Genomic DNA, 23,490 nt, shown 5'->3' with positions numbered 1-23,490 from the left:
TATATCGCGTACTTAGATCGATACGACCAACCGTTTGATATGGTCATTCCAATCTGGATATCGGAATGGTCGGCAGCCTTTCGTCTGCGATGGTCTCGAAGACTTGAAGCGTTACGCGTGCCCGCGACGTTTGATCGTCCATGACCGATATGATCGAGCGCAGTTCTGATCCCTACAATGCCGAGCCGACGCCCGGTGCGTTGATCGAGCGGTTTCTGACGCCGCAGGCGCTGTTCTACGTGCGCAGCCACGGGCCGGTGCCGGATCTGCCCGCCAATCATCGGATCGAGGTGAGCGGGAGGGGCATGGCGAGCCGCTTCTTCTCGGTGCAGGAACTGAAGAGCACGTTTGCCACGCGCACGGTAACGGCGGTTCTCCAGTGCGCCGGCAACCGGCGTACCGATCTCCAGCAGGTCGCCAACACCTCCGGCGATCCGTGGGACGTAGGCGCGATCGGCAATGCGGAGTGGACCGGCGTACGCTTGGCCGATGTGCTCGATGCGGTCGGCGCGCCGGATGCGTCCGAGCTGTTCGTGGCGTTCACCGGCGCGGACGAGGTGGACGTGGAGGGTGAAGAAGCCTTGTTCGGGGTATCGATCGCCATGAGCAAGGCGCGGGAGCCCGACGTACTCCTCGCCTGGGCGATGAATGGCGAGCCGCTGACGCCCGAACATGGCGCCCCGCTCCGCATGGTGGTGCCTGGCTATGCCGGGGTCCGCAGCGCCAAATGGCTGACACGGATCGAGGTGCGTGAAACGCCCTCCGAGGCACCGATCCAGGCGCACGACTACAAGCTCTTCCCCGCCGCTGTGACGAGCGACACCGTCGACTGGAGCCAGGGTCTGACGATCAATGCCATGCCGCTCAACGCCGCGATCTGCTCGCCCGGTGCGGGCGAGAGTTTGGCCGCCGGAGAGGTGCGGATTGAGGGATATGCCATTGCCTATGACCGCCGTATTTCTCGGATCGAAGTGTCGGTGAACGGCGGTCGCGACTGGCAACAGGCGACCTTCGCCGATGATCCGGAGACGCGCTGGGGCTGGCGGCGCTGGATCCTTGACGCCACACTTGCCAAGGGACGCCAGCACCTTGTCGCCCGTGCCTTCGACGAGACCGGGCAGGGACAGCCCGAGCGGCCGGATACGATGTGGAATTTCGCCGGCTATCTGTGCACCGCCTGGCATCACGTTCACGTGCTGGTCGAATGATCGAAGCATCAGCGGCACCGGACGTCGCTTTCTGGATCGATGCGATTGGCCGGCTGGTGGTGGCGACCGCGGCCGGGATGGTGCTCGGCTGGGAACGCTCGCGTGAGAACCGGCAGATCATGGGCCTGCGGACGCTGGGTCTGGTCGGTCTGGCGAGTTGCATCGCCGTTCAGGCGATCGTGCATAGTGGCTTGCCGAACGTGAACGCCGATGCCGCAGGACGGGCGATGCAGGGCATTCTGTCCGGCGTCGGCTTCATCGGTGCCGGTGCGGTGCTGCGGGTCGGCCAGGGTCAGGAAGTGCATGGATTGGCGACCGCCGCGTGCATCTGGGTGACAGCCACGATCGGCGCGGCAGCAGGGTTGGCGGTGTGGCCGCTCATCATCGGCGGGGTGAGCCTTGCAATGCTCGTCCTGTTCGTCGGCGCGCCGCTGGAACGCCGCATCCGCGAGCGAGCCCGTCTGACGCCGGCCGAGACCGACAGGAAGGATGTCGAGCGCAAGCCGTGATCGCGCTGGACCGCCCGGTGCCCGTCGGCGCCGGGAGGCGGCAAGGCGCTATCAGGACACAAGCGCGGCATCTGCCTGACGCCGGACTTCATCGGCGATCGGATGCAGTTCGGCCGCGGGTCGCTCGCCCACCACACTATAGCCGATCCCGTCGACCGCCCATGTGACCCGGCCCATGGTCCCGCTGGACGTGCTGGTCATGCTCGCGGTCTTGTCGATCTGCATGGGCCTCGTCAGCACCGCAAGTTTCGACGCTTGCGGTCCGTCGTAGAGGAGCAGTGCCGCAGGGCCGTGGGGCGTCGCGACCAGTCGCCCCCCGCCATAGCGATAGCCGGCCGTGCTGAGGTCCGGGATCGTGACGCGCTCACCCAATCGAGCGGAGGTCCATCGGATCAGCATGGCGCGCTGGTCGGGGCCGATCTCCGCCGGTCGTATCCGGTCGGCGGCATAGACACGGAAATTATCACTCGCCTCGTTGGCCAGCGCCGCGATGCCCGCGCGGGGTTCGCCGCTCCACCGCGCGCTCGACCAGCCACCGCCAAACCCCAACGCCAGCAGAAGTGACGCGGCGATGGCGAGCTGCCAACGCGGTTGCCGTTGCCGTCCCCTGATCGCTGCCACGCGCATCGTCGCCGGGATCGGTTCATCCGCGACGGGGGCGAACAGGGATGCAAGGGCTCGCGCCTGCTCCGCCTGCTCTCGCACACGGGCATGCACGTCCGGCTGGCCTTCAAGATAGGCGTCGACCAGGCGCTGCCGCTCGGGCGACAGCCTGCCATCGATCCATGCGGCCAGATCGTCCTCGCCGATCGGGCTGGTCATTGCACGCTCCTCAATCGCGGCCGTTCACCCTCCCGGAGGAGGGTCGCCAGACGGTCGCGCCCCCGCGATATGCGCGACATTACCGTGCCCAGCGGCACGCCGACTACGGCAGCGACCTCCGCATAGGGCAGGCCCTCGACCGAGACCAGGAGCAGCACCGTTCGCTGTTCTTCAGGCAACGCATCAAGCGCGCGCAGCAGGTCGCGGTGGTGCAGGCCTGTGTCCTGATCGGCCGGGCGGCCGAGCGCGGCGTCGTCCACGAGGTGGAGCGGAACCGCCGTACCTCGCCGGCTATGCTGCCGCTGATGATCGACCAACAAATTGTGCAGGATCGCATAGACCCACGGGCGGACCTCCGCACCCCGTCGCTGTCGCCAGCGCCCGACCGCGCGCTCCAGGCAATCCTGCACCACGTCATCCGCCATCACCCGGTCGCGCAACCACGACCGGGCATAGCGGCGCAGCCCGGGGATCAGCGGTTCGATCGCGGCGGCAAGCGGGTCCATCTCAGTCGCGCTGCACCTGCACGATGCGCCCCGGCGCGCCGTTCACCACCTCCGCAACCGCCAGAAAGCGCCGGGGTGTCGCGGTGCTGCCCTGAACGATCTGGCGGATCGGACCCGATGCGTTGACGATCGCCGCACCTGCCGGGTTGCTCATGAAGTTCGCAAGCGGCTCTACAGCGCCGCTGCCGTCCGCATTGGCGGTCAGTACGAGCATGTAAGGCTTCTTGGGCTGCAAACCGGTAACGGCACTCTGCACGACCTGAATGATGCCCTGGTCGAAGAGGGTGATGCTGCTTGCCGTACCTTTGCCGCCAATCGGCCCCATGGTCAGATGCAGCGCCTTGCCCGCTGTGCCGAGCGGCTGGAGATTGTCGGTGCCGGGGCCTGTCGGAACTGCGTTCGACACATAGGCGATCGCCTGCGGTGCCTGTCCGACCGGCACGGTAGCGACGACCGTGTTGCCGGCAGTGTCGATCGCGGCCAGCTCATCGGAATTCTCTAGCCCGACATAAACGCGCCGGCCGTCGCCCGATGGCCAAACACCGTGCGGCATCTTGCCGACCGGAATTGTTGCCACCGGCGTGAAGTCGGACGTGCGGAACACCTTGACCACATTCTCTCCGCCGACCGTCACATACGCGAACTGCCCCTTGGCCGTGCGGGCGAAATTGACATGGTTCGTGATAGGCCCGGTATCCAGCACCTTCAGGATCGCGAAGGGTGGCCGAGCATCGAATGCGACCGTCTTGCCGATGTCCTTCAGCGTAAACCACACTTGCTTGCCGTCCGGCGTCGCGGCGATGTTGGGGCAGAAGGGGCTTGGCTGCGCCACCTGTCCGACCTGCGCGTGGGTCGCGACATCGAACACAGCCAATACCGGATTGAACGAAGAGCAGACATAGCCGTACCGGCCATCGGGAGAGAAGATCGTCATGCCCGGACCACCGGGCGTCTTGATGCGCCCCGTCTCCTTGTACGTCGTGGGGTCGAGCACGGCGATATAATCCTCGCCGCGGACCGTGACCCACACCTCCTTGCCGTCCGGCGTGAAGAACGCCTCGTGCGGACTGCGCCCGACATAGGTCGTGTGCTTGACGGTGTTGGTGGCGGTGTCGATCCACGACACGGCGTTCGATCCGATCGACACGACCGCCAAGGTCTTCCCGTCCGGCGAGAAGCCCAGGCCGTGAACCAGCACCTGTCCCTTGTAGAGCGGGGAGAAGTTCATCGGCTGGGGATCGCCGAGTTTGATGACGCCGAGCAGCCGGTTGTCGGCCGGGTCGGTCACCGACACCGTGTTGGAGAATTGTTCAGACGCATAGACGCGGTCGCGGTGGCTGACGGGCATGTCCTTAGCGTTCCACGGCGCCTGCTGGGCCATGGCGAGGCCCGGTGCGGCGCTCATCAGCAAGGCGGCCGAGCGCAGGATGGTCCGGATCATGTCAGTGCTCCATAGGGCTATGGTGGTCGCCGCCCTGCGTCGGGGCTGGCGTCGAAGGCGGTAGCGGCTGGCCGATCGCCAGCTTCATGGCGGCGATCTCCTGCTGCTGATCGATGATGATTTCCTGCGCGATGCGCTTGAGCTGCTCGTTATGGCCGTAGCGCAGCTCCGCCACCGCCATATCGATGGCACCCTGATGATGCGGAAGCATCATCGCCACGAAGTCGCGGTCGACGTCACCGGACGGCTTGACCATCATGCCCGCCATCATCCGGTCCATCGCGACAGACATCATGGTAGCGTAGCCATCGGCGGGGGCGGCCGCGACTGCGCCGGTAAGTAGGGCCGAAGCCGTCAGACCCAGCATCCAATCTCGTCTACGCATAAGCCTCCAGCGCATCGGTCTCGAAAGCGTAGACGATGCTCGTCGGGGTTTATTCCGTGGCCAAAGCCATTTTATCGGTCCTCACCAAAACGATAGTCTCATGCTTCTGCGGTTGGTTGACCGGGTCGCGGTCGGACAGCATATGCGCAGGCACGGCGATGGATTTCCGCCGGGCCATTCGGTCGAACCGCCCTCGCAAGGGCCGATGATTCCTACCAGGCGCCGCAAGGCAGCAAGGAGGAATCGTGCGCGCGACATTTCGCAATCTCTATGACCAGTTCAACATGGCAGCGTTCATTCGCGATCGCCGCACCCATGCCACGTCGGTACTGCGGTGGGCTTTGATCCTGGTCCCGATGGCCGCAGCGGTGGGAACGCTCTGCGCGGCCTTCCTGCGGAGCCTCGACGCCGTAACCCGGCTTCGCTTCGCCTTTCCCTGGCTGCTCTACCTGCTGCCGATCGGCGGGTTCGTGGTCGGACTGCTCTACCATCTGACAGGGCGCTCGGTCGAAGGCGGCAACAACCTCATCGTCGAGCAAATCCACGAACCGGGGGGCGGCGTGCCGCTGCGCATGGCTCCGCTCATCTTCTTCGGCACGGTCGTGACACATCTGTTCGGGGGATCGGCGGGACGTGAAGGCACCGCCGTGCAGTTGGGCGGCAGTCTTGCCAGCGGGTTTGGACGCGCGCTCAGATTGGATGCGGAAGCGACACGCACCCTCCTTATGACCGGGATCGCGGCTGGGTTCGGCGCGGTCTTCGGGACGCCGATTGCGGGCGCGGTCTTTGCACTGGAGGTGCTGGCGATCGGTCGGGTCGAGTATCGCGCGCTGGTGCCATGCCTGGTCGCGGCGCTGGTCGGTGACTGGACCTGTCTTGCCTGGGGCATTCATCACGGCGTCTACCATGTCGATGCGCTGGTGCCGGTCGACGCGCTGCTCGTCGCCAAGGCCGGTGTCGCCGGCATTGCCTTCGGTCTGACCGGGCTGACCTTTGCCGAGGCCAATCACGCGCTGGGCGGATGGTTGAAGCGCGTGATCCCCTATGGCCCACTACGACCCGTTATCGGCGGGCTGGCCGTGATTGCGCTGGTCTGGCTGCTCGGAACCCGCGACTATCTTGGCCTGGGTACGCTCGCCGCGACACCGGACAGCCTGACCATCGCCAGCTTCTTTGGTCCCGATACGCACTCGTGGAGCTGGGCGCTGAAGCTGCTCTTTACCGTCGTGACCCTGAGCGCGGGCTTCAAGGGGGGCGAGGTCACGCCGCTGTTCTTTATCGGCGCGGCGCTCGGCAATGCGCTCGCGCCGATGTTCGGAGTACCGTCGGGGCTATTCGCAGCGATCGGCTTCGTCGCGCTGTTCGCGGGCGCGGCCAACACACCGCTGGCTTGCACGTTCATGGGGATCGAGTTGTTCGGCGCGGCCTATACGGTGCCGATCGCAGTCGCGTGCTTCGTCGCCTACCTCTGCTCAGGCCACAACGGCATCTACCTGTCGCAGCGCGTCGCTGTGCCAAAGGTACCTGCCGCACACCTCACACCCGACGCGACCCTGCGCGATGCCCGCACGCACCGCGCTTCTCGCCGGCGCACGCGCGCCTGATCCTGTTTCCTGTCGAAAGCCCGTCATGCCCAATCGTTTCACCGTCCATCACCGCGAAGTCGGGATGCTGCGCATCTATCTGAAACCGTCCGACAAGATCGGCCCGCGTCGCTTCTGGGGGGCAAAGCCGCTCTATCGCGAGCTGATTCGCACCGCGAAGGCGGACGGCATCATCAACGCCGTCGCGCAAAATACCCATTACGGCTTCAGCAATCACGAACCGATCCGGGAGAACGGCTCGGAAATTGCCGATCCGCATCTGACGATCTGTGTCGAACTGGTCGGCGATCGCGATCAGCTCGACCTCTTCTGTCGCCGGCATGGAGATCTGATCGGCGACAAGGTGATCGTCTACAAACGACTGGAGCATTGGACTATCACGCGCAAAACTGAGCTAACCAGAGCCTGATCGGCGTTCCCGTAAAGGAACCTCCAACGGGACGGATCGGACCAGCATAAAAATGCGCCCGATGAACGCCGGAGCTTTCCCAAAATATGTTCCCGAAATATGAGTCCCGAAATTCGCTGTTCGAGTTGGGATAACGGGACTCATGCTGGTTGGTTATGCGCGTGTCTCGACGTCCGATCAGGACCTGACGCTGCAAACCGATGCGCTGACCAGAGCCGGGTGCGAAAAGCTGTTCACCGACAAGGTTAGCGGCGCGAAGCTGAACCGGCCCGGCCTGATCGAGGCCCTCAATTTCGTGCGGGCCGGCGACACGCTGGTCATCTGGAAGCTCGATCGGTTGGGCCGCTCGATCCAAGGCCTGATCGAACTGGCGGCCGACCTCTCGGCGCGCAAGGTCGATTTCCGGTCGCTGACGGATGGGTTCGACACGTCCACGCCATCGGGGCGGCTGCTGTTCCATATCCTTGCCTCGGTCGCGGAAATGGAGCGCGAGCTGATAAAAGAACGGACCATCGCCGGCCTAGCGGCAGCGCGTGCCAAGGGTGGCACCGGCGGGGGTCGCAAATCGGTGATGACGCCAGACATGCTCGACACTGCGCGCAAGCTGCTGGCGGCGGGCGACAGCCCCGCCAAGGTCGCCAAACTGCTGCAAGTCGGCCGCTCGACCTTCTACCGTCACTTCCCAGCCGGCGAACGATAGCCGGTGTCATAACCGGACGGTTTTGACACCTTCGTGCTATCCATGCGATATCAAAAGTCGAACGCTGTTAGGATAGGGCAGGGGCCTTCCGATCCAGTGCCGCACTCCTGCGCCAAGCGCTGAAGCGATGCACGAACACGGCTAAGTTCCTCGATCTGGGCATCCAAAGCCGCGATCCGCGCACTGGCAAGCTCACGGGCGCGAGCTCGATCATCGGTCGCGTCGAGCGCTACCAGCTCGCCGATCTGCTCCAGCGTGAAGCCCGCTGCCTGAGCCGATCTGATGAAACGCAGACGACGCACATCGTGCGCACCGTAGCGGCGAAACCCGCCGGCTGACCCGGAGCCCTCGGGCCGATCCGGCGTGTCGAGAAGTCCTCGGCGTTGATAGTAGCGGACCGTCTCGACACCGACGCCCCCCTCGCGCGCAAAACCGGCGATCGTGAGGGATACCATGCTTGACTCCGTACTATACTACAGACCCCATATAGGGGTCGCGAGTACACGGAGAAGACGATGGCAAACGCGGCCCCTAAGAGAGCGACGATCTATCGGATGGTGATGCCGGAGCACACCTGCCCTTACGGCCTGAAAGCGAAGGATCTGCTTCGGCGACAAGGCTATGAGGTCGAGGACCACTGGCTGCGCACGCGGGAGGAAACCGACGCGTTCAAGGCAAAGCACGGGGTCAAGACGACGCCGCAAACCTTCATCGGGAGCGAGCGGGTAGGGGGCTATGACGATCTGCGCCGGTTCTTCGGAAAGACGGTGCGCGATCCCAAGGCCGTCACCTACCGCCCGGTGATCGCGGTGTTCGCCATGACGGCGCTGATGGCCCTTGCCGCCAGCTACGCCGTGTTTGGCACGCCCGTCACGGTGCGTGCGGGAGAGTGGTTCATCGCCTTCTCGATGTGCGTGCTCGCGATGCTCAAGCTCCAGAACGTCGAGAGCTTTTCGAGCATGTTCCTCAACTATGACCTGCTCGCCAAGCGCTGGGTGCCCTATTCCTACATCTACCCCTACGCGGAAGGTCTTGCGGGCGTGCTGATGGCAGCGGGCGCGCTGACTTGGCTCTCGGTGCCGGTCGCGCTCGTCATCGGGACGATCGGCGCGGTGTCGGTCATCAAGGCCGTCTATGTCGACAAGCGCGAGCTGAAGTGCGCCTGCGTCGGCGGAGACAGCAACGTGCCGCTCGGCTTCCTGTCGCTGACCGAGAATGTGATGATGGTCGCGATGGCGATCTGGATGATCGCCGCGCCGGCAGCGCTCTCGATGGCTCATTGACATCGATCGTCGATCGGGATCGATAAGCCTGTGGATCGTCGACTGAACCGCCTTGCCCGCCCGCTTCGCCTGGCGGTGCTGACTATGCTGGCGGTGATGCTCGTCCTGCGCCTCGGCCCGATCTGCGAGGCCGTGGCGAACGCCGCGCCAGTCGCATCCGAGATGGCCGGTTGCGAGGGAAGTCACAAACCCACGAAGGCCCCGCAACAAGCGGCCTGCTCGACGCCCTGCCTAGCGGTTCGGGGGGAAGCCTTGGCACAGGCCGGGCCTACCGCCCCGGTTCGCATAGCGATCAAACCGCTACCCGTCGCGGGACTGATGGGAATGCCCGTTCCGCCTGCGACCCCCCTCCGCGAGCTGTGTGACGATCCGAACCACACACATTCAATCGACGGAGTTACTGATGACCAAGTTCAAATTGATCGGCGCTGCCCTGGCGCTGGCGATTCCCGGCGTTGCATTCGCGGCCGATGCCGGCTGCTGCGGCGCGGACAAGACCTGCTGCAAGGACGGCAGCGACTGCTGCAAGAAGGATTGCTGCGCGGACATGAAGAAGGGCGGCGATCACGCCGGCCACGACATGTCGGGCATGAAGCACTAATCTGATGGCGGGCGGGAGCGGTTCACCGCTCCCGCCCGCTACCTAGCCGTGCCGGGCATAGATGCGGCGACCGCCAGGGCCGAACGCGATGACGGAGAATGGCTGGGACTTCATACCCGCCACCTCCATGCCGGGCGATCCGAGCGGCATCCCGCCGACTGCCAACCCACTCACGCCTCTGGGGCGCTGCGCCAGAACGCGCTTCATGTCGGCGATCGGAACATGGCCCTCGAAGGCCATGCCGTCGACGATGGCGGTATGACAGGAAGCCTAATCCGCCGGGACGCCGACGCGACGCTGCAAAGCGCCGCGATCGGCATCGTCAATGATCCGCACCTTGCGGCCGAATTGCTGGCGGACCTGCTCGGCCCACTTCTCGCAGCAACCACACCCCGGATCGCGGTGCATGGCGATGTCGGCTGCGGCCATCGCGGTCGCGGGAAGCCCCATCAACAAGGCGGCAATCGCGGCTCGAAAAGGTCGGTTCATCATCGGCTCCTCGATAGCTGCCCTGTGTCGCCCAAAGGCGAGGGCGGGTCGGCTACTGTGGGTTCTTGCCCATTTTGCGCAGCATGGCGTTCAACGTCGCGATCTCGCGATTTTGGCTGTCGATCGTCTTCTGCGCCTCACGACGGATTTCCGCATTCCGGGTGCTGCGGAGCGCCGTCTGCGACATCGTGACCGCGCCGCGATGATGCTCGATCATCTGACGAATCCACGTCTCACCGGCATCGGCGCCCTTCGCCGCCATCATCCGCTCATGCATCTTCATCATGTCGGGGCCGTAGGGGTTGGCCGCGCTCGGCTGCATCATGCCCGAATGATCCATCCCCTGATGGCTCATCCCCTGGTGCCCGGCCTGCTGCGCCAATGCCGGGGTAGCGGCGAGCAGTGCGGCGGTCATGATCGCGATCGTCTTCATGTCTGATTTCTCCTCGTCACCCCGCCCATGCGAATAGGTACGTGCGCCAGCACGCCACCCCTCAACCACGGCCGATCTATCGGATCGGCTGCAAGGTGTTGATGCCGGTGCTCTGATCCGTCTCGGGGGGCGGAGGCGGCACCTGCCGGTCACGATAGGAAGGCAAGTCCGGCGCGTTCGGGGGCGTGGGGTTCGCTTCCAGTCGGGCGATCATCTGCTTCATCTGCGTAATTTCGCGAACTTGGGCGTCGATGATGCCATCGGCGAGCTTACGCACTTCCGGGTCTTTGATATGCGCCCGCTCGCTCGTCATGATCGCAATCGAGTGGTGCGGGATCATCGCCTTCATGTAAGCAACGTCCCCGACAGTCTCCTGGCTGCGGACAAGCCACAGCGCGCCGGCGAACACGATGACAGCGCCTGCCACGATGCCGAGATTGGCGCGGCGGCTCGGGTACATGCCCCACATGAAACCGAGCATGATGATCGCCATCACGGCGCCCATGACGATCGCCATCCATGTCCGGGTCTGGCTATATTCGACGTGGCTCAGGGCATAGGTGTTGAGGTACATCAACCCGAACATTACGACGGTCGATGTCACGATCATGGCGGCGAAGCGCCCGTAGCTCATGCCCATTCCGCCACGTGGGCCGGATCGGTGCTGGTCGTGGTCCATCGCCCGTTCTCCTCTGGCGCCCCCACAAGAGACTACGCGGCGGTTCGGCCTGTCCCTTGCGCTTTTCTTCGACGGCGCCGGGGCCAGCGCATGAAAAGCAGGATCGCGCCCGCGACGCCGAACACGAGGCCGCCTGCGGCGAAGGCCATAAGCCAAGGCGTGTTGAACCGTTCGTGCTCGGTCCAGTCCATAATGTGAAGGCCCCAGAAGAAGTCGTAGAGCCGCCACGTTCCGGTGCGCACGGAGGTCAGCCGGCCGGTTTCGGCCGCCACGTAGATGCGCGTCGCATCGTCATCGGCGAACGACGCCCGCCATGCGGGAAGGGCACCCCGGTATTCGGTGCTCGCGCGCTCCACCCATTCGATCGTCGGAACTGCGGTTCCGCCCCGATAGGCCCTGCCGGCAATGGCCGCCGCGGCCCTCATGTCGATCGGCGGGAGCGGCGCGGCGGTCCGGGCGTCCAGCAACCGAATTTTGCCATCGGCAAGCTGCGCCTCGACGACGGGTCGCCCGAGCAGCATCCGGTGCTGAAGCTGGCGGACAGGCGCGCCGGCCGTCGCGAGCAAGGCGGGAACCGGCGCGAATGTCTGATCGAACGACAGCGCAGGCTCGGCGTTGCGATCGATCCGGTGATCGCCGTGCACCGTGTCGATCGGCAAGAGGCTCATAATGAGCCCGCTGGTGAACCAGACGATCACCTGCGCCCCGATCAGGAGAGCAAGCCAGCGATGGACCTTGCTCGCCCCGATATGAAGGCGCAGCCGCGGGCTCAGAACCAGGTCCTCACGCCCGCGACGAAGCTGAACCCGCCCGTGTCACCGCCGCGTGCCCGACTGTATCGCGCTGTGTCGCCGAACTGCCGTTCCCACGACACGCCGATGTACGGCGCGAACTCGCGGCGGCCCTCGTACCGAAGCCTCAAGCCCGCCTCCAGGTCGGTGAGCCCCGATCCGGTGCCGGTTTCCGGCACATCCTGCGCGGAGAAGTTGGCCTCGACTCTAGGCTGAAGCGTGAAATAGTTGGTGATGCGCTGGTCGTAATAGCCCTCGGCACGACCCAGCACTTCGCCCTTGTTCGACAGGAACAGCGCACCTTCTACCTCGAACCAGTAAGGTGCCAGCCCCTCGATACCCACGGTCGCATAGGTCCGGGAGGGATTGGGCTTGATGTCATAGCGGACGCCCGCCTGGAGGTTCCAATAGGGGTCGAGCGCATGGCTGTAGAGCGCCTGGACTTCAGCGCTGTCGAGCGACTTGCCGAAGCCACCTTCGCCCTCCGACTTCAGCCACAGGCGATCAATGTCGCCTCCGACCCACGCCTCGCCATCCCAACGATACCCATCGCTACCCTTGCGAGCCTGGTATTCGGCCAAATTGAAGAGCACCTGATAGTAGGTCATCCCGCCATGCTCGCGACGCAAATCGTCCTCGCGAGAGGTAGCCATCGCCTTTGCTCCCCAGAAACGATCAGCAAGATGATCGTCGGAAGGCGCGGGAGCGGGCTTGTTGCCGGGGGGCAGGTCGGTCCCGACCTTGGCGCCGCCCTGATCGCCAGCCATCGCCATGCCCGGCATCGCGCTCATGTCGTGCCCGGCGTGCGGGTCCTGCGGCGTGCCTGCCGGGGCATCCATCCCGGACATGGCGGACATGTCGTGGCCCGCGTGCGGGTTCGCGGCAGGAGCGGATTGCTGGCCGCCCATGTCCATCCCCTGCATCCCGCCCATATCGTGACCGGCATGCGGATCGGTCGCTGGAGCTTGGGCCTGCGCACGTCGGGACGCCGCCTGTCTGGCAGGTGCCTTGCGCTTGGACGCCGGCTTTGCGGTCGCCTTCCGCGTGGGTTTTGGGGCGGCCTTGGCGGCAGGCTTAGCCGGCATGGTCATGCCCGGCATGTTATGCATGGAATGATCCATGCTCTGGCCGAAGGCAGGTCCGGCGATGACGGCCGATGCAAAACCGGCAAGGAGGATCGACCGGCTCATGCTGCGGCCTCCCCTGCCTTGCGGACCTGGACGACGCGCATCATGCCCGCGTGCATGTGGTAGAGCATGTGGCAGTGGAACGCCCAGTCGCCTTCCTCTCCCGTCACGTCCCAACTGACGGTTCCGCCCGGTTGGACCAGCACGGTATGCTTTCGGGGCGCATAGGCGCCTTTCCCCGTCACCAGCTCGAAGAAGTGACCGTGGATGTGGATCGGGTGGCCCATCATGGTGTCGTTGATGAGGGTGACGCGCACCCGCTCGCCATGCAGCAGCGTGATCGGATCGGGGTTCTCCGACAGCTTTTCGCCGTCGAAGCCCCACATGTAACGCTCCATGTTGCCGGTGAGGTGGAGCTTGATCTCGCGCTCTGGTGCCCGCGTATCGGGGTTGCGATCGAGCGCCGTCAGGTCGCGATAGGTGAGGACGCGGTGCCCGACGTTCTCCAGCCCCTGTCCCGGGTCTCCGGTCCGGTCGACCGGCATCGCCGAGATGGTCTGCACACCCGGCCCCTTCTTGACCTCGGGCGCCTTGGAGAAGTCACGCATGTTCATGTTGCCCATGTCCATGCCGGCCATCGACTGATCGCCTGCCATGCCGGGCATCGTGCCCGAGCCATGATCCATCCCGGTCATCGTGCCGCTTTGGCCCTGCGGCATCGTCATTCCGGCCATCCCTCCGGCAGCGGCACCGGCCGCGCCGCGGTTCATCTGGGAATGGTCCATGCCCTGCATCGAGCCGGCGCCATGGTTCATCGCGCTGTGGTCCATGCCCGCCATCGAGCCGGCCTGCGCGCCTGTCGCGCCGTTCCCCATGCCTTGCATGGCGCCGTGATCCATGGTGCCCATGTCGTGGCCGCCCATACCCATGTCCTTCATGGTCGCGAGCGGACGCTTGCGTAAGGGAGGAACCTCGGCCGCCATGCCTTCGCGGGGCGCGAGCGTCGCACGCGCCATGCCTGAACGATCGACGCTTTCGCCCACCAGCGTATAGGCGCGCATGTCGGGAGGCGAGACGATCGCGTCATAGGTTTCGGCGGGACCGAACTGAAACTCGTCGATCTGGACCGGCCGCACGTTCAGGCCGTCCGCCGCGACGACCGTCATCGGCAAACCCGGAATGCGGACGTTGAAGGTGGTCATGGACGATGCGTTGATGAAGCGGAGCCGCACCCGCTCGCCGGGCTTGAACAGCGCGGTCCAGTTGTCGCGCGGGCCATGGCCGTTGACCAGATAACTGTAGGTCGATCCGGTCACGTCGGCGACGTCGGCCGGGTCCATCCGCATCTTGCCCCACATCAGCCGCTCTTGCAGCGGCTGATCCTTGCCCGCGAGCAACCCGGCCAGGGTCTGACGCTGGCGATTGAAATAGCCCGACTCCTTCTTGAGCCGATCGAACAGGTAGTGCGGATGCTGGAAGCTGTGGTCGGACAGCACGATGACGTGCTCGCGATCGAACTGCACCGGGTCCGGGTTCTTTGGATCGATCAGGATCGGGCCGTAATGCCCCTCCTGCTCCTGCAACCCCGAATGGCTGTGATACCAGTAGGTGCCGCTCTGGATAATCGGAAATTCATAGGTGAAGGTCGAGCGCGCCGGGATGCCGGGGAAGGAGATGCCCGGAACGCCGTCCATCTGGAACGGCACCAGCAGCCCGTGCCAGTGGATCGACGTTTCCTCATCCAGGTCGTTGACGACATGGATGCGGACGTTCTGGCCTTCGCGCAGACGGATCAGCGGCGCCGGCACGGTGCCGTTGATACCGATCGCGTGGCTTTCCCGCCCGTCGATCATCATCATCTGATGCGCGACCTTGAGCGTAATGTCCTCGCCCGAGACGGTCGGCAACGGCTTGGCGATACCCGCAGAAACCGGCTGCGCCCACGCCGGCATATACGCCGACAGGGCAAGACCGCCTCCCGCCATGGTGGCACCGCGCAGCACTTGGCGGCGATCGAGAACGCGCGACATCGAAGCTCCTCAAGGGTCGGGCCGCGATCGGCCCTCACCCCTTCTACGCGTCTCGCCCGTCCATCCCTTGGCCGGCGTTCAACTTTTCCATGAGCCGCGCACGCGCGCGGTAGAGGCGGGTTTCCACCGCCTTCTGGCTGATGCCCAGCACCTCGGCCGTCTCGGCCTGGCTCAACCCTTCGATCGTTCGAAGCACTAGCGGCTCCTTCAGATTGGCCGGCAAGGTCGAGATAGCGCGCGTCACCCGATCAAGCTCCTGGCGATCGGCTGCGCTGTCATCGATCGCCACGGCGTTGTCGGGGAGGGTGTCGGCCTGATCCTCGGCCGCGAAGCCGAAGGACAGAAAGCGGCGGACGGCGCGCTTCCTCGCCCAATCCCGGCATTTGTTGATCGCGATCGTCGACAACCATGCCTTCATCGCCCGCTGCGCGTCGTAGCGCGGCAACGCCTGATGCGCGGCGACGAAGGTTTCCTGCACCAGATCGAGTGCCTCGTCGGGCTCACCGACACAGGCGCGCGCGAGCCGGAAAACCGGCTGACGGTAACGGCGCATGATTTCCGCGAAGGCCGCCTGACGGCCGGCGATGCTGAGCGTCGCCAGTTCGCCGTCAGACAACGCGGTCCAGTCGAGGCTCACCCCTGACCGTCGGTGAGCGCCTTCACCACCGCGGCATCGAATTGGGAGGTCTGATCGGTTCGCAGCAACTGTCGCATGGCGAAGATATGCGCGAGCGTCGCCTTTTGCAGCTCGCCCATCGCCGCATGGCTCTGGTCCACCGCGGCTGCGACCTTGGGGCCGTTGCCGTGTTCGGTTTCGATCGCTTCGGCGAGCCGGGTGTTGGCAGCGCGCATTTCAAGCTCAAGCGCACGCCGCTGCATCGCGAAGCGATCTTCCAGCACCTTCAACCGTGCCTGCTGACCGTCATCAAGCGTCAGCTTATGGTGCAACACGTCATGCAGCGCGGCGCCTGGCTGCTGGGGTTGCGGCAACAGCGCCCGCCCGACGAACACGCCTCCGATCGCGGCCAGAAAGGCGAGCACGACACCGAGAACGATGCGCGTCGTCGAGGTCATTGCTCGCCCAGGAGCAAGGAGGAAGGCGCAAGCGGCGACGCTCCGCCAAGCGGGGCCAAGGAAACGGTCGGGCGGGCAGCGGCGGGCAGTTCGGCTCCCACGATGCCGATCGCGAGCGCCGCTGCCGTCACAACGCCAAGGCCGATGCCGGCCTGCCGCACGACGGGCCGCGAGCCGATCCGTGCAAGTACCTGCGTCTCGATGCCATCCAGCTCAGCCGGGGCGGGTGCGCCTGCCAGCCTCGCCAATGCCCTGTCCAGTTCGTCCATGCTTTCCACTCCGCCCCACTAGCATTTCATACGCAGGATTGCCCGACATCCCTCATCGGGCGGGTGAGGGGTGCGCGACCGCGGCGCGTAGATAGGGCACGAACCCACGGAGTAACCCCATGCGTCGCATCTTCCTCCCTACTGCCATTGCCATTCTCGGCGTAGCCAGCGCAGCGCAGGCTCATCCAAAGCTGGTGACAGCCTCGCCGGCCGCAAACGCGACTGTCGCCAAGCCGGCCCGTGTCGAGCTGCGTTTCAGCGAAAAGCTGATGCCGAAGTTCTCCGGCGCCGATCTCATGATGACCGGACATGGCGGGGCGACGCACGCGCCGATGAAGGTCACGGCGACGGCTGCCGTCGCCGGTGACGGCAGCACGCTTGTCCTGACACCCAAGGCGCCGCTCGCCCCGGGCCGCTACACGGTCGCCTGGCATGTCGTGTCGAGCGACACGCACCGCGTCGCAGGCAACTACGCCTTTGCGGTAAAGTGAAGTGGAAACCGACTGGCCGCTGATCGCTGCCCGCTTCGCACTCTATCTGGCGCTGGGCGGGCTGTTCGGCCTGTCGGCATTCGGCCTCTACGGCCTCAAGGCAGGCGAGCGCGCCAGTGCGTTCGCGTTGCGCCCCTGGCTCGTCGGGCTCGGGCTGCTGGGTCTTCTGCTCTCCGCCATCGCGCTAGCGCTACTCGCCGCGGCGATGGCAGGCACGCCGCTCTGGCCGATCGATCGCGAGGCGATCGGGATGCTGCTGTCAGGGTCGACCATAGGCACGGCATGGAAAGCACGCGTGATCGCGCTGGTCGTGGCGTCGGGCGCCGCATTGATGGCGGCCGGACGTACGCCCCTCCTTGGCGTCGTGGTGATCGCCAGCGCTATCGCGGTCGCAACGCTCGCCTGGACCGGGCATGGTGCAATGGACGAGGGCGCAAAAGGCTGGACGCACCTCCTTGCCGACATCCTTCACCTGCTCGCAGCCGGCGCATGGGTCGGGGCGCTGCTTGGCCTTATCCTGCTTGTGGCTCGTCCTGCCCGCCGGGCCGATACGGCTCATCTGATTCTTACGCATCGCGCACTGCACGGGTTCGGCCTGATCGGTACGATCGTGGTCGGCACCCTTATCGTTACCGGCCTCGTCAATACATGGCTGCTAGTTGGCTTAGGCAACCTTCCGAAGCTCGCCGCGTCCCTTTACGGTCAGCTCCTGCTTGCCAAGCTCGTCCTGTTCGGCGCGATGCTGGTGCTGGCATCGCTCAATCGCTACCGTCTGACGCCCGCATTGGAGCACGCGATGCCGCGTGGCGATCAACGCGGCGCACTCAGCACCTTACGTCGCAGCCTCGGCATCGAGGCGCTCTGTGCCATTACGATCCTCGCGCTCGTCGCATGGCTCGGAACGCTCGAACCACTCATGTCGGCGATGTGAAGAATGGGGCGGCCGATCACGGCCGGGTAGAAATTGCAAACCGCTGTGCCGCCCTTGGTGTCACAACCGAACGGTTGTGACACCAGGACGAAATTCAAGAAATTTGCACCGCCCTACCCTCTCTCTAGAGGCCGCCGTTCAATCTACGCCAAACGCGTTTACAAGGCTGGTCTCAGCGTCGTTCGAGTCTAACGACGATTCTCCATTCATCCGGCTGCCACGCCTGCCGCTTACACTCGACACAGTAGCTTGCGTTGTCTTCTCACAAATGACACCCTGTACCAAAGTGAGGGGCTCATATGAAAATCGAGAACGTCCGTATTCAGCGGCTTCGTGGATACGACGACGTTTCGATAGATTTTAACGAATACACCTGCTTTGTCGGAGCAAACGGCGCAGGCAAATCGACGGTTCTATGCGCGCTAAACATCTTCTTTCGTCAGACGGAAAATACCGGAACCGATCTCCTCAAGCTTGACAAAGAGGATTTTTATAGGGGATCGACGGAAGAGCCAATTAGAATAACCGTCACCTTCGGTGGGCTTTCCGATCGTGCATTAGAGGTATTTAAGGATTACGCTCGCGGCGGATCGCTAGTTATCACGGCACAGGCGACCTTTAGTGAGGACACCGGCCGGGCTGATGTAAAGCACTTCGGGCAGCGCTTAGGAATGGCTGCCTTCAAACCATTCTTTGCGGCATTCGGTGACGGTGCATCTGCAGCGGATTTGAAGGTTTTGTATGAGGGACTGCGCGAGGCATTTTCTGAACTTCCGAAGGCGGGCACCAAGGAAGCGAATAAGAGTCAACTCCTCGAATATGAGGCAAGTCGCCCGGGTGAGTGTGAACTCATACCCAGCGAAGATCAGTTTTACGGCGTGTCGAAAGGCGCCAACCGGCTCGCCGAGTTCGTACAATGGGTTTACGTACCTGCTATAAAGGACGCGGTTAGTGAGCAGGTTGAGGCTAAAGATAGCGCGTTAGGTAAATTGCTCGCTCGCACGGTTCGGGCTAAAACCAATTTCTCGGATGTGCTCGACGCATTGCGGATCGAAACCAGCAACCGGTATCAGGAGCTTCTAGACGCCAACCAAGCTGCGCTAGACGAAATATCGCAATCATTGACCGTACGACTTGCCGAGTGGGCGCACCCTGACACGTCTCTACGACTTCAATGGCAACAAGAGCGCGATAAGTCGGTGCGGATTGACGAGCCGTGGGCGCACGTAAAAGTCGGCGAAGGGCAATTCGCAGGCAAGTTGGCGCGCTTGGGGCATGGGCTTCAACGATCTTATGTCATCGCTCTTTTGCAGGAGTTGGCGGCAATCGACGGGGATGATGGACCGCGCCTACTACTCGCAATCGAAGAGCCGGAGCTCTATCAACACCCGCCTCAGGCAAGGCACCTCTCTGGAGTGCTTGCAAAGCTTTCCATGGAAAACGCTCAGGTCATGGTTTCCACCCATTCTCCCTATTTCGTCTCTGGGGAGGTTTTCCAGGACGTTAGAATGGTAAGACGCCCTAGTAACGAGGGCAGCGCAACAGTTACCTGGTCACAGCTCTCGGCGATCTCGGCAGATATGGAGAGCGCAACAGGCAAGCCGTTCGGAAAGCCTTCGGGAGTGATCGCTAAGCTTCAGCAGACACTCCAACCTAACCTGACAGAGATTTTCTTTGCTTCTAGGGTCGTTCTTGTCGAAGGCCGAGAGGATGTCGCTTATTTGCAGACCTATTTACAACTATCGGGTCTATGGGATGATTTTCGTAAGCATGGATGCCACATCGTACCAGCGGACAAAAAGAGCGAAATGCTACGCCCTCTGATCGTTGCGAAGCACACGAACATTCCGGCATTTGTCATCTTTGATGCGGATGGACACGAGCAAAAAGACGCTCGGCGCGCGATGCATCGTCAGGACAATACCTCGCTTATGAAGGCTTTAACCGGCAAGTGTGATAATCCTTTTCCAGACTCAATCGTCTGGAACGACAACCATGTCATTTGGCCGGATTGCTTTGGTGAACGTATTCGCGCTGATGTTGGTGATTTGGCATGGACGAAAAGCCAAGCTTCAGCAGATAAGCAATTTGAACATGCCGGTGACTTGAAGAAGAACGTTTTGCACATAGCAGCACGCCTGGAAGACCTCTGGAACGACGGTGCCCGGCCCGCCTGCCTTGAAAAACTAGCTGCTCAGGTTATGGCTTTTGCGAGAGCATAAGGGCATAGATCGGCGGCAAAACCTGATAAGGTATCACTGGTTGAAAATTCTCTGCTCGACCGATTTACCGTAAGCCCGTGCTAGCGTGCCGTTTCACTCGTCCACGTCACGAAAGAGTGCAGCAAGGCCCGATGACCGTGGTGTCGAACTGCTTACAGGCGCTGATGTGGAAGACGCAGGCTCATAGTCTTCTTCCATGGAGGCGACGGCAGTCTGCACTGCTTTTCTGAGGTCCGCTAGCGCAGCGGTATCGTCTGTTGCCACATCCTCTAAAATTCTCTTTACGGCTTGTTCCAAGTCGTAAAAGTAGTCTTCAGGCGGATATTCTTTATCCCATTCCGCTTTCAGACGGGCAACGTGGTTGCCAACCTTATTGAGCACTTCGTTTTTTGCCGTCTGCCGAGCGATGTTTAACTCGTCGGCGTCCAAGACGTTTTTTAGACTAGTCTCCTCGAAGATGCTGCTGTCTGCACTGTCAGCAATAGCTTCGATTACGGCCGTAGCGAAATTAGCGCGAGTTTCCTCATCCAACAAACCGAGAGCATGCAATCGCGCCAACAACTGTGAGTCTGGATCGTCCTTGATCGGAGTGACAAAGCTACTTAACCCACTTATCAGGTCGGGCCGTCGCTTGATAACCGCCTCGGTAAATGTCCGATTTGCACGGTATGTTACAAAGGTTCTGAGAAAGCTCTTGTCTATCCCAGCGAGTTTGTCAACGAGCACGTTGACCAAGGTATCGGGAATTATGAGCGGGGCCCCTTGAATTGATATACCCGCGCAAACGACTTCGTAGATGACCGAGTAGGGCTTAGCTCCACGCAGGTAAACTTCCACTAGTTCGGGCTTGCTAGCGAGGTACTTAGCAAAAGCGTCGCTGACGGTTGGGTGCTTATACGTCCAAAAACCGCCTGCCTTGTCTTGCGCTAACAGCAGTAGGCTTCCGTCCAAGGCTTCCAGCTGTGCACGCACACCACCAGGCTCTGCGCCGAAGGCCGTCGCGCCAGCAGCGATATTCTCTGAACTGACGGGCGACCGGGCGATCCCGCCATTCAGGAAAACGGTCGCGATCGCTGCCCGGCAGTCGATCGAGAGCGATACCACCGTGTCAAAAAGAAAGTCCTGTGGCTTTGCAAAGAACTTCTCGACGTTCGCTGCATCTGGCTTTAAGCCGTTAGCGAAGAAGCGTGACCCAAAGCGCCGGGCCGTTTCGGGCAAAAAGTCCTTACGCTCAGCCAAGGTCGGCAACAAGTCCTTTACTGCTGCTCGAAATGTGGCAGGCTGATCACCCATTTTTAGATGATTGTAAAGCATCTGCGCCTTCTCGGCGGTAGAAAGCTTTTGGACATTGATGACAACTTGGCTTTGGCGCAACGTTGGTATGGCGCTGAGCTTTAGGTCGCGTTGCGCTGCGTGCCAAATGTAGTCGCGAGAGGTTATCAGAAACCGCGTGTCCCGGCGCATAGCACCCTGCATAAGGGGAAAGACCTGGTTCCAGCGCTCTGCCGTTTGCTGTTGGTATTGGGTATTGCCCCAAGCGTCGTCGATCCAAAAAAACTGGGAGCCCTTGGGGTCGAGATGCCGCTGCACGTCCTCGGGTGAGGTCGCACGTATGGTATTGCTCTGCCAAATGTCGGCCGCGCCGATCGCAATGCTAGCCCCGATGGTCGACTTCCCGGCCGCTGGTGCTCCCAAGAGCAGCACAAGGTTATGTTCGCTTATCGCCCTGACACTACGCCGATGAGCGTCGGTCACAACCAATCGCTCCAGGTCGTTCCCCATGGCGCTCAGGATCAACTGCGCCTGCTCGTAGGCCCGGGCGTCTATCAGTTCAGTGAGATCGCCCATTCCGTATAAGCGCGGAGCCATCATCCGGAGTCGCGGTGACGTCTTGATTTGTCGGCTGATCCAGTCGCTACCGAAAATGCGGCACCGCCCTACACCTTCTTTCTGAAAAGCTTCCCGGATAACAAGATCGCTTGCACCGGTGACCGGGTGGTTGGTCAGTATTATATAATCATGCGCTAGGCCTTTTGCCGCAAGTTTGGCTGCCTTCGGTAGTTCGTCGGACAACATTGAAAGGGTAAGGTTCAAACCTTCCTTGGACGTGAATTTACATTGGATGGTCGACTCGCCGGAAGCTGGATCGTCGCCGTCCCACTTGCCCACGAAAGCACCGTCACGCCCTGCATCTGCCGATGGCAGAAAGTTTTGCACGGGTCGGCGAAGGCACTCCTCCGCCACACTGACGCATAGGTCCTGAAACGACTTCCAGCCAAGCCGATGCAGCGGATAGTCAGCGTTAGCGCTCAAAATTGAGCCGTCGATTCCAATCGTCATGCTCCATCATGTCAGTCTGGGGCCTAAGGCGGAACTACCGACGTGAGGTTCGTTTCAGTAAGCAGTCACGTCTGCGCTTTCAGCCCAAGCCGTGTCGTGTAGCGAGGCGAGAGGCGCGTACGCTTTGCGGTATAAAGACCAATGAGCTTGGAGGGATATCGGGTCGCAAGACGGAACGACGGCGATCATGCCGGCTCGTGGGGCTTCTACTCGGACGCCCGTAACCGTTGGCTGGATCTCGTCTATCCGACCGAGCGGGAAGCGACCGAAACGATGAAAGCTGTCGGGGCGAAGCCCCGCACTCGGCAGGTCCGCTGATCGCCGATGGTTGTGCGCGATCGACGGTCGATCTACGAGGCTGGCATGTCGCTCCGGGTCGTCCCGTTTTTCCAATTCGCGCGCACCGCGGCGATCGTCGTCCTGGCGGTGATGATGCTGGTGAGGCTCGGCCCGCTCTGCGAGACGGTAGCGATGGCCGCGACACCGATCGCGTCCGCGACGATGGATTGTGCGGACACGCCGGGCCATACGCCAACCAAGAAGATCCCACCCTCGGCGTGTGCCATGCCGTGCGCGGCGATGCCTGGCGAAACGATCGCGCAGATCGAACCGATACCGTTCGCGCCGCTCTCGCCCTGGGCGGTCGCCCATTCGGGCCTGCTTGGGCTGACCAGCGCGCCGGCTACACCCCCTCCGCAGATCGTGTGACGTCGAACCGACCCCACACGAATCTATTCAAACGGAGAATATCATGACCAAGATCAAGCTCATCAGCGCCGCTTTCGCCCTCACGCTCTCGACCGGCGCGTTCGCCGCGGTCGCGAACTGCTGCGCCGACATGGCGTGCTGCAAGGACGGTGCTGACTGCTGCGATCATGGCGACAAGGCGAAGGGCGGCGATCATGCCGGCCACGCCATGCCGAACATGAAGTAAGACGACGGGACGGGGGCGGGCGACCGCCCCCGTCTTCATTCCTTCCCGGTCGGCTGAGGGATCGATCGCGGCATCCGCGGTCCCCGCTTCACGGTCTCGCGCCACGGGCGCATCGTGGACGGCAGGGCGATACGCAGCATCGCCGCCCGGCCGCGGATAGCATCCTGGGTCCGGCCCATCTCTCTCGCGATAACCGTCACGGGTTCGCGAGA

26 protein-coding genes, 1 pseudogene and 1 riboswitch are annotated in these 23,490 nt (G+C 62.9%); of the genes and pseudogenes, 12 read left to right on the top strand and 15 right to left on the bottom strand.

The annotated features are described in order from the left end of the window. Positions 1-140 precede the first annotated feature (140 nt). Positions 141-1,208 (top strand): molybdopterin-dependent oxidoreductase, encoded by a 1,068-nt coding sequence (locus ILT43_RS19210; protein ID WP_007406227.1) that lies wholly within the window; start codon positions 141-143, stop codon positions 1,206-1,208. After that, positions 1,205-1,717, top strand: a complete 513-nt coding sequence (locus tag ILT43_RS19205; RefSeq protein WP_007406274.1) for an MgtC/SapB family protein — start codon at positions 1,205-1,207, stop codon at positions 1,715-1,717. The genes ILT43_RS19210 and ILT43_RS19205 overlap by 4 nt, the downstream gene beginning before the upstream one ends. Before the next feature lie 51 nt (positions 1,718-1,768). Here ILT43_RS19205 and ILT43_RS19200 read toward each other — a convergent pair whose 3' ends face one another. The 4 genes from ILT43_RS19200 to ILT43_RS19185 are packed head-to-tail and all read right to left on the bottom strand — an operon-like array spanning position 1,769 to position 4,853. Continuing rightward, positions 1,769-2,539 (bottom strand): anti-sigma factor family protein, encoded by a 771-nt coding sequence (locus ILT43_RS19200; protein WP_007406229.1) that lies wholly within the window; start codon positions 2,537-2,539, stop codon positions 1,769-1,771. Further along, positions 2,536-3,045, bottom strand: coding sequence for an RNA polymerase sigma factor (locus tag ILT43_RS19195; protein WP_007406239.1), 510 nt, complete (start codon positions 3,043-3,045; stop codon positions 2,536-2,538). The genes ILT43_RS19200 and ILT43_RS19195 overlap by 4 nt, the downstream gene beginning before the upstream one ends. Before the next feature lies 1 nt (position 3,046). Continuing rightward, positions 3,047-4,486, bottom strand: coding sequence for a YncE family protein (locus tag ILT43_RS19190; protein WP_007406255.1), 1,440 nt, complete (start codon positions 4,484-4,486; stop codon positions 3,047-3,049). Position 4,487: 1 nt separating this feature from the next. Further along, entirely contained in the window at positions 4,488-4,853 is a 366-nt protein-coding gene (locus tag ILT43_RS19185) for a DUF305 domain-containing protein (protein ID WP_219994278.1), read from the bottom strand. A 163-nt stretch (positions 4,854-5,016) separates the two neighbouring features. Then, positions 5,017-5,093: riboswitch (Fluoride riboswitch) on the top strand. Between the two features lie 23 nt (positions 5,094-5,116). On the opposite strand from ILT43_RS19185, the gene ILT43_RS19180 reads away from it, so the two are divergent. From ILT43_RS19180 to ILT43_RS19170, 3 genes are all read left to right on the top strand, one after another. Then, positions 5,117-6,475, top strand: a complete 1,359-nt coding sequence (locus ILT43_RS19180; RefSeq protein WP_007406263.1) for a voltage-gated chloride channel family protein — start codon at positions 5,117-5,119, stop codon at positions 6,473-6,475. Continuing rightward, entirely contained in the window at positions 6,432-6,884 is a 453-nt protein-coding gene (locus tag ILT43_RS19175; RefSeq protein WP_204200589.1) for a DUF190 domain-containing protein, read from the top strand. Before ILT43_RS19180 ends, ILT43_RS19175 begins: the two co-directional genes overlap by 44 nt. 142 nt (positions 6,885-7,026) lie before the next feature. Further along, positions 7,027-7,584, top strand: a complete 558-nt coding sequence (locus ILT43_RS19170) for a recombinase family protein (RefSeq protein WP_150426770.1) — start codon at positions 7,027-7,029, stop codon at positions 7,582-7,584. A gap of 50 nt (positions 7,585-7,634) precedes the next feature. Here the strand turns inward: ILT43_RS19170 and ILT43_RS19165 are convergent, their stop codons facing one another. Then, positions 7,635-8,039, bottom strand: a complete 405-nt coding sequence (locus tag ILT43_RS19165; protein ID WP_184040615.1) for a MerR family transcriptional regulator — start codon at positions 8,037-8,039, stop codon at positions 7,635-7,637. Between the two features lie 60 nt (positions 8,040-8,099). Here ILT43_RS19165 and ILT43_RS19160 point away from each other — a divergent pair, with 60 nt between their 5' ends. Both ILT43_RS19160 and ILT43_RS19155 read left to right on the top strand, forming a co-directional pair. Next, positions 8,100-8,867 (top strand): glutaredoxin family protein, encoded by a 768-nt coding sequence (locus ILT43_RS19160; RefSeq protein ID WP_184040618.1) that lies wholly within the window; start codon positions 8,100-8,102, stop codon positions 8,865-8,867. A gap of 403 nt (positions 8,868-9,270) precedes the next feature. Then, on the top strand, positions 9,271-9,468 hold the full coding sequence (locus ILT43_RS19155) for a hypothetical protein (RefSeq protein ID WP_019368240.1): 198 nt from the start codon (positions 9,271-9,273) through the stop codon (positions 9,466-9,468). Positions 9,469-9,510: 42 nt separating this feature from the next. Here the strand turns inward: ILT43_RS19155 and ILT43_RS19620 are convergent. The 9 genes and pseudogenes from ILT43_RS19620 to ILT43_RS19105 all read right to left on the bottom strand — a co-directional run bounded on the left by ILT43_RS19620 (position 9,511) and on the right by ILT43_RS19105 (position 16,360). After that, positions 9,511-9,918 (bottom strand): annotated as a pseudogene (locus ILT43_RS19620) (DUF411 domain-containing protein). A 91-nt stretch (positions 9,919-10,009) separates the two neighbouring features. Further along, positions 10,010-10,390: a DUF305 domain-containing protein gene (locus ILT43_RS19140; RefSeq protein ID WP_184040621.1), complete on the bottom strand. Its 381-nt coding sequence runs from the start codon at positions 10,388-10,390 to the stop codon at positions 10,010-10,012. Positions 10,391-10,466: 76 nt separating this feature from the next. Further along, a complete protein-coding gene (locus ILT43_RS19135; RefSeq protein ID WP_204200586.1) occupies positions 10,467-11,069 on the bottom strand; it encodes a DUF305 domain-containing protein in 603 nt (200 codons plus the stop codon). A gap of 32 nt (positions 11,070-11,101) precedes the next feature. After that, positions 11,102-11,818 carry a PepSY domain-containing protein gene (locus tag ILT43_RS19130; protein WP_318293511.1) on the bottom strand — a complete coding sequence of 239 codons (717 nt, stop codon included), beginning with the start codon at positions 11,816-11,818 and terminating at the stop codon, positions 11,102-11,104. Between the two features lie 20 nt (positions 11,819-11,838). Next, positions 11,839-13,050, bottom strand: a complete 1,212-nt coding sequence (locus ILT43_RS19125; RefSeq protein ID WP_184040624.1) for a copper resistance protein B — start codon at positions 13,048-13,050, stop codon at positions 11,839-11,841. Continuing rightward, entirely contained in the window at positions 13,047-15,017 is a 1,971-nt protein-coding gene (locus ILT43_RS19120; RefSeq protein ID WP_184040627.1) for a copper resistance system multicopper oxidase, read from the bottom strand. The genes ILT43_RS19125 and ILT43_RS19120 overlap by 4 nt, the downstream gene beginning before the upstream one ends. 43 nt (positions 15,018-15,060) lie before the next feature. Further along, positions 15,061-15,654 carry a sigma-70 family RNA polymerase sigma factor gene (locus ILT43_RS19115; protein ID WP_184040630.1) on the bottom strand — a complete coding sequence of 198 codons (594 nt, stop codon included), beginning with the start codon at positions 15,652-15,654 and terminating at the stop codon, positions 15,061-15,063. After that, complete coding sequence (locus ILT43_RS19110) at positions 15,651-16,091, bottom strand: periplasmic heavy metal sensor (RefSeq protein WP_184040634.1); 441 nt, start codon at positions 16,089-16,091, stop codon at positions 15,651-15,653. Before ILT43_RS19110 ends, ILT43_RS19115 begins: the two co-directional genes overlap by 4 nt. Next, positions 16,088-16,360 carry a hypothetical protein gene (locus ILT43_RS19105; RefSeq protein WP_184040637.1) on the bottom strand — a complete coding sequence of 91 codons (273 nt, stop codon included), beginning with the start codon at positions 16,358-16,360 and terminating at the stop codon, positions 16,088-16,090. The genes ILT43_RS19110 and ILT43_RS19105 overlap by 4 nt, the downstream gene beginning before the upstream one ends. A gap of 119 nt (positions 16,361-16,479) precedes the next feature. Here ILT43_RS19105 and copC point away from each other — a divergent pair, with 119 nt between their 5' ends. From copC to ILT43_RS19090, 3 genes are all read left to right on the top strand, one after another. Continuing rightward, the gene (gene copC / locus ILT43_RS19100) at positions 16,480-16,851 is read left to right on the top strand and encodes a copper homeostasis periplasmic binding protein CopC (RefSeq protein ID WP_184040640.1); all 372 of its coding nucleotides are present in this window, start codon (positions 16,480-16,482) and stop codon (positions 16,849-16,851) included. Position 16,852: 1 nt separating this feature from the next. After that, positions 16,853-17,782 (top strand): copper homeostasis membrane protein CopD, encoded by a 930-nt coding sequence (gene copD, locus ILT43_RS19095; protein WP_184040642.1) that lies wholly within the window; start codon positions 16,853-16,855, stop codon positions 17,780-17,782. Positions 17,783-18,081: 299 nt separating this feature from the next. Next, on the top strand, positions 18,082-20,004 hold the full coding sequence (locus tag ILT43_RS19090) for an ATP-dependent nuclease (RefSeq protein ID WP_204200584.1): 1,923 nt from the start codon (positions 18,082-18,084) through the stop codon (positions 20,002-20,004). 93 nt (positions 20,005-20,097) lie between these two features. On the opposite strand, the gene ILT43_RS19085 is transcribed toward ILT43_RS19090, so the two are convergent. Next, positions 20,098-22,344, bottom strand: coding sequence for an nSTAND3 domain-containing NTPase (locus ILT43_RS19085; protein ID WP_184040648.1), 2,247 nt, complete (start codon positions 22,342-22,344; stop codon positions 20,098-20,100). A 363-nt stretch (positions 22,345-22,707) separates the two neighbouring features. Between ILT43_RS19085 and ILT43_RS19080 the strand changes: the two genes are divergently transcribed. Next, a complete protein-coding gene (locus tag ILT43_RS19080; protein ID WP_184040651.1) occupies positions 22,708-23,052 on the top strand; it encodes a hypothetical protein in 345 nt (114 codons plus the stop codon). A 43-nt stretch (positions 23,053-23,095) separates the two neighbouring features. Beyond that, on the top strand, positions 23,096-23,278 hold the full coding sequence (locus ILT43_RS19075; protein WP_184040654.1) for a hypothetical protein: 183 nt from the start codon (positions 23,096-23,098) through the stop codon (positions 23,276-23,278). The last annotated feature ends 212 nt before the right edge of the window (positions 23,279-23,490 follow it).

Source organism: Sphingomonas longa, assembly GCF_016892685.1.
Taxonomy (GTDB): Bacteria; Pseudomonadota; Alphaproteobacteria; order Sphingomonadales; family Sphingomonadaceae; genus Sphingomonas; species Sphingomonas longa.
This window is presented reverse-complemented; position numbering and strand designations above follow the sequence as displayed.

What these genes read in the sequence shown, in the direction of transcription:
- ILT43_RS19210 (WP_007406227.1), top strand. Translation starts at nt 141, where the DNA reads ATGACCGATATGATCGAGCGCAGTTCTGATCCCTACAATGCCGAGCCG.
- ILT43_RS19205 (WP_007406274.1), top strand. Translation starts at nt 1,205, where the DNA reads ATGATCGAAGCATCAGCGGCACCGGACGTCGCTTTCTGGATCGATGCG.
- ILT43_RS19200 (WP_007406229.1), bottom strand. Translation starts at nt 2,539, where the DNA reads ATGACCAGCCCGATCGGCGAGGACGATCTGGCCGCATGGATCGATGGC.
- ILT43_RS19195 (WP_007406239.1), bottom strand. Translation starts at nt 3,045, where the DNA reads ATGGACCCGCTTGCCGCCGCGATCGAACCGCTGATCCCCGGGCTGCGC.
- ILT43_RS19190 (WP_007406255.1), bottom strand. Translation starts at nt 4,486, where the DNA reads ATGATCCGGACCATCCTGCGCTCGGCCGCCTTGCTGATGAGCGCCGCA.
- ILT43_RS19185 (WP_219994278.1), bottom strand. Translation starts at nt 4,853, where the DNA reads ATGCTGGGTCTGACGGCTTCGGCCCTACTTACCGGCGCAGTCGCGGCC.
- ILT43_RS19175 (WP_204200589.1), top strand. Translation starts at nt 6,432, where the DNA reads ATGCCCGCACGCACCGCGCTTCTCGCCGGCGCACGCGCGCCTGATCCT.
- ILT43_RS19170 (WP_150426770.1), top strand. Translation starts at nt 7,027, where the DNA reads ATGCTGGTTGGTTATGCGCGTGTCTCGACGTCCGATCAGGACCTGACG.
- ILT43_RS19165 (WP_184040615.1), bottom strand. Translation starts at nt 8,039, where the DNA reads ATGGTATCCCTCACGATCGCCGGTTTTGCGCGCGAGGGGGGCGTCGGT.
- ILT43_RS19160 (WP_184040618.1), top strand. Translation starts at nt 8,100, where the DNA reads ATGGCAAACGCGGCCCCTAAGAGAGCGACGATCTATCGGATGGTGATG.
- ILT43_RS19155 (WP_019368240.1), top strand. Translation starts at nt 9,271, where the DNA reads ATGACCAAGTTCAAATTGATCGGCGCTGCCCTGGCGCTGGCGATTCCC.
- ILT43_RS19140 (WP_184040621.1), bottom strand. Translation starts at nt 10,390, where the DNA reads ATGAAGACGATCGCGATCATGACCGCCGCACTGCTCGCCGCTACCCCG.
- ILT43_RS19135 (WP_204200586.1), bottom strand. Translation starts at nt 11,069, where the DNA reads ATGGACCACGACCAGCACCGATCCGGCCCACGTGGCGGAATGGGCATG.
- ILT43_RS19125 (WP_184040624.1), bottom strand. Translation starts at nt 13,050, where the DNA reads ATGAGCCGGTCGATCCTCCTTGCCGGTTTTGCATCGGCCGTCATCGCC.
- ILT43_RS19120 (WP_184040627.1), bottom strand. Translation starts at nt 15,017, where the DNA reads ATGTCGCGCGTTCTCGATCGCCGCCAAGTGCTGCGCGGTGCCACCATG.
- ILT43_RS19110 (WP_184040634.1), bottom strand. Translation starts at nt 16,091, where the DNA reads ATGACCTCGACGACGCGCATCGTTCTCGGTGTCGTGCTCGCCTTTCTG.
- ILT43_RS19105 (WP_184040637.1), bottom strand. Translation starts at nt 16,360, where the DNA reads ATGGACGAACTGGACAGGGCATTGGCGAGGCTGGCAGGCGCACCCGCC.
- copC (WP_184040640.1), top strand. Translation starts at nt 16,480, where the DNA reads ATGCGTCGCATCTTCCTCCCTACTGCCATTGCCATTCTCGGCGTAGCC.
- ILT43_RS19090 (WP_204200584.1), top strand. Translation starts at nt 18,082, where the DNA reads ATGAAAATCGAGAACGTCCGTATTCAGCGGCTTCGTGGATACGACGAC.
- ILT43_RS19085 (WP_184040648.1), bottom strand. Translation starts at nt 22,344, where the DNA reads ATGACGATTGGAATCGACGGCTCAATTTTGAGCGCTAACGCTGACTAT.
- ILT43_RS19080 (WP_184040651.1), top strand. Translation starts at nt 22,708, where the DNA reads ATGTCGCTCCGGGTCGTCCCGTTTTTCCAATTCGCGCGCACCGCGGCG.
- ILT43_RS19075 (WP_184040654.1), top strand. Translation starts at nt 23,096, where the DNA reads ATGACCAAGATCAAGCTCATCAGCGCCGCTTTCGCCCTCACGCTCTCG.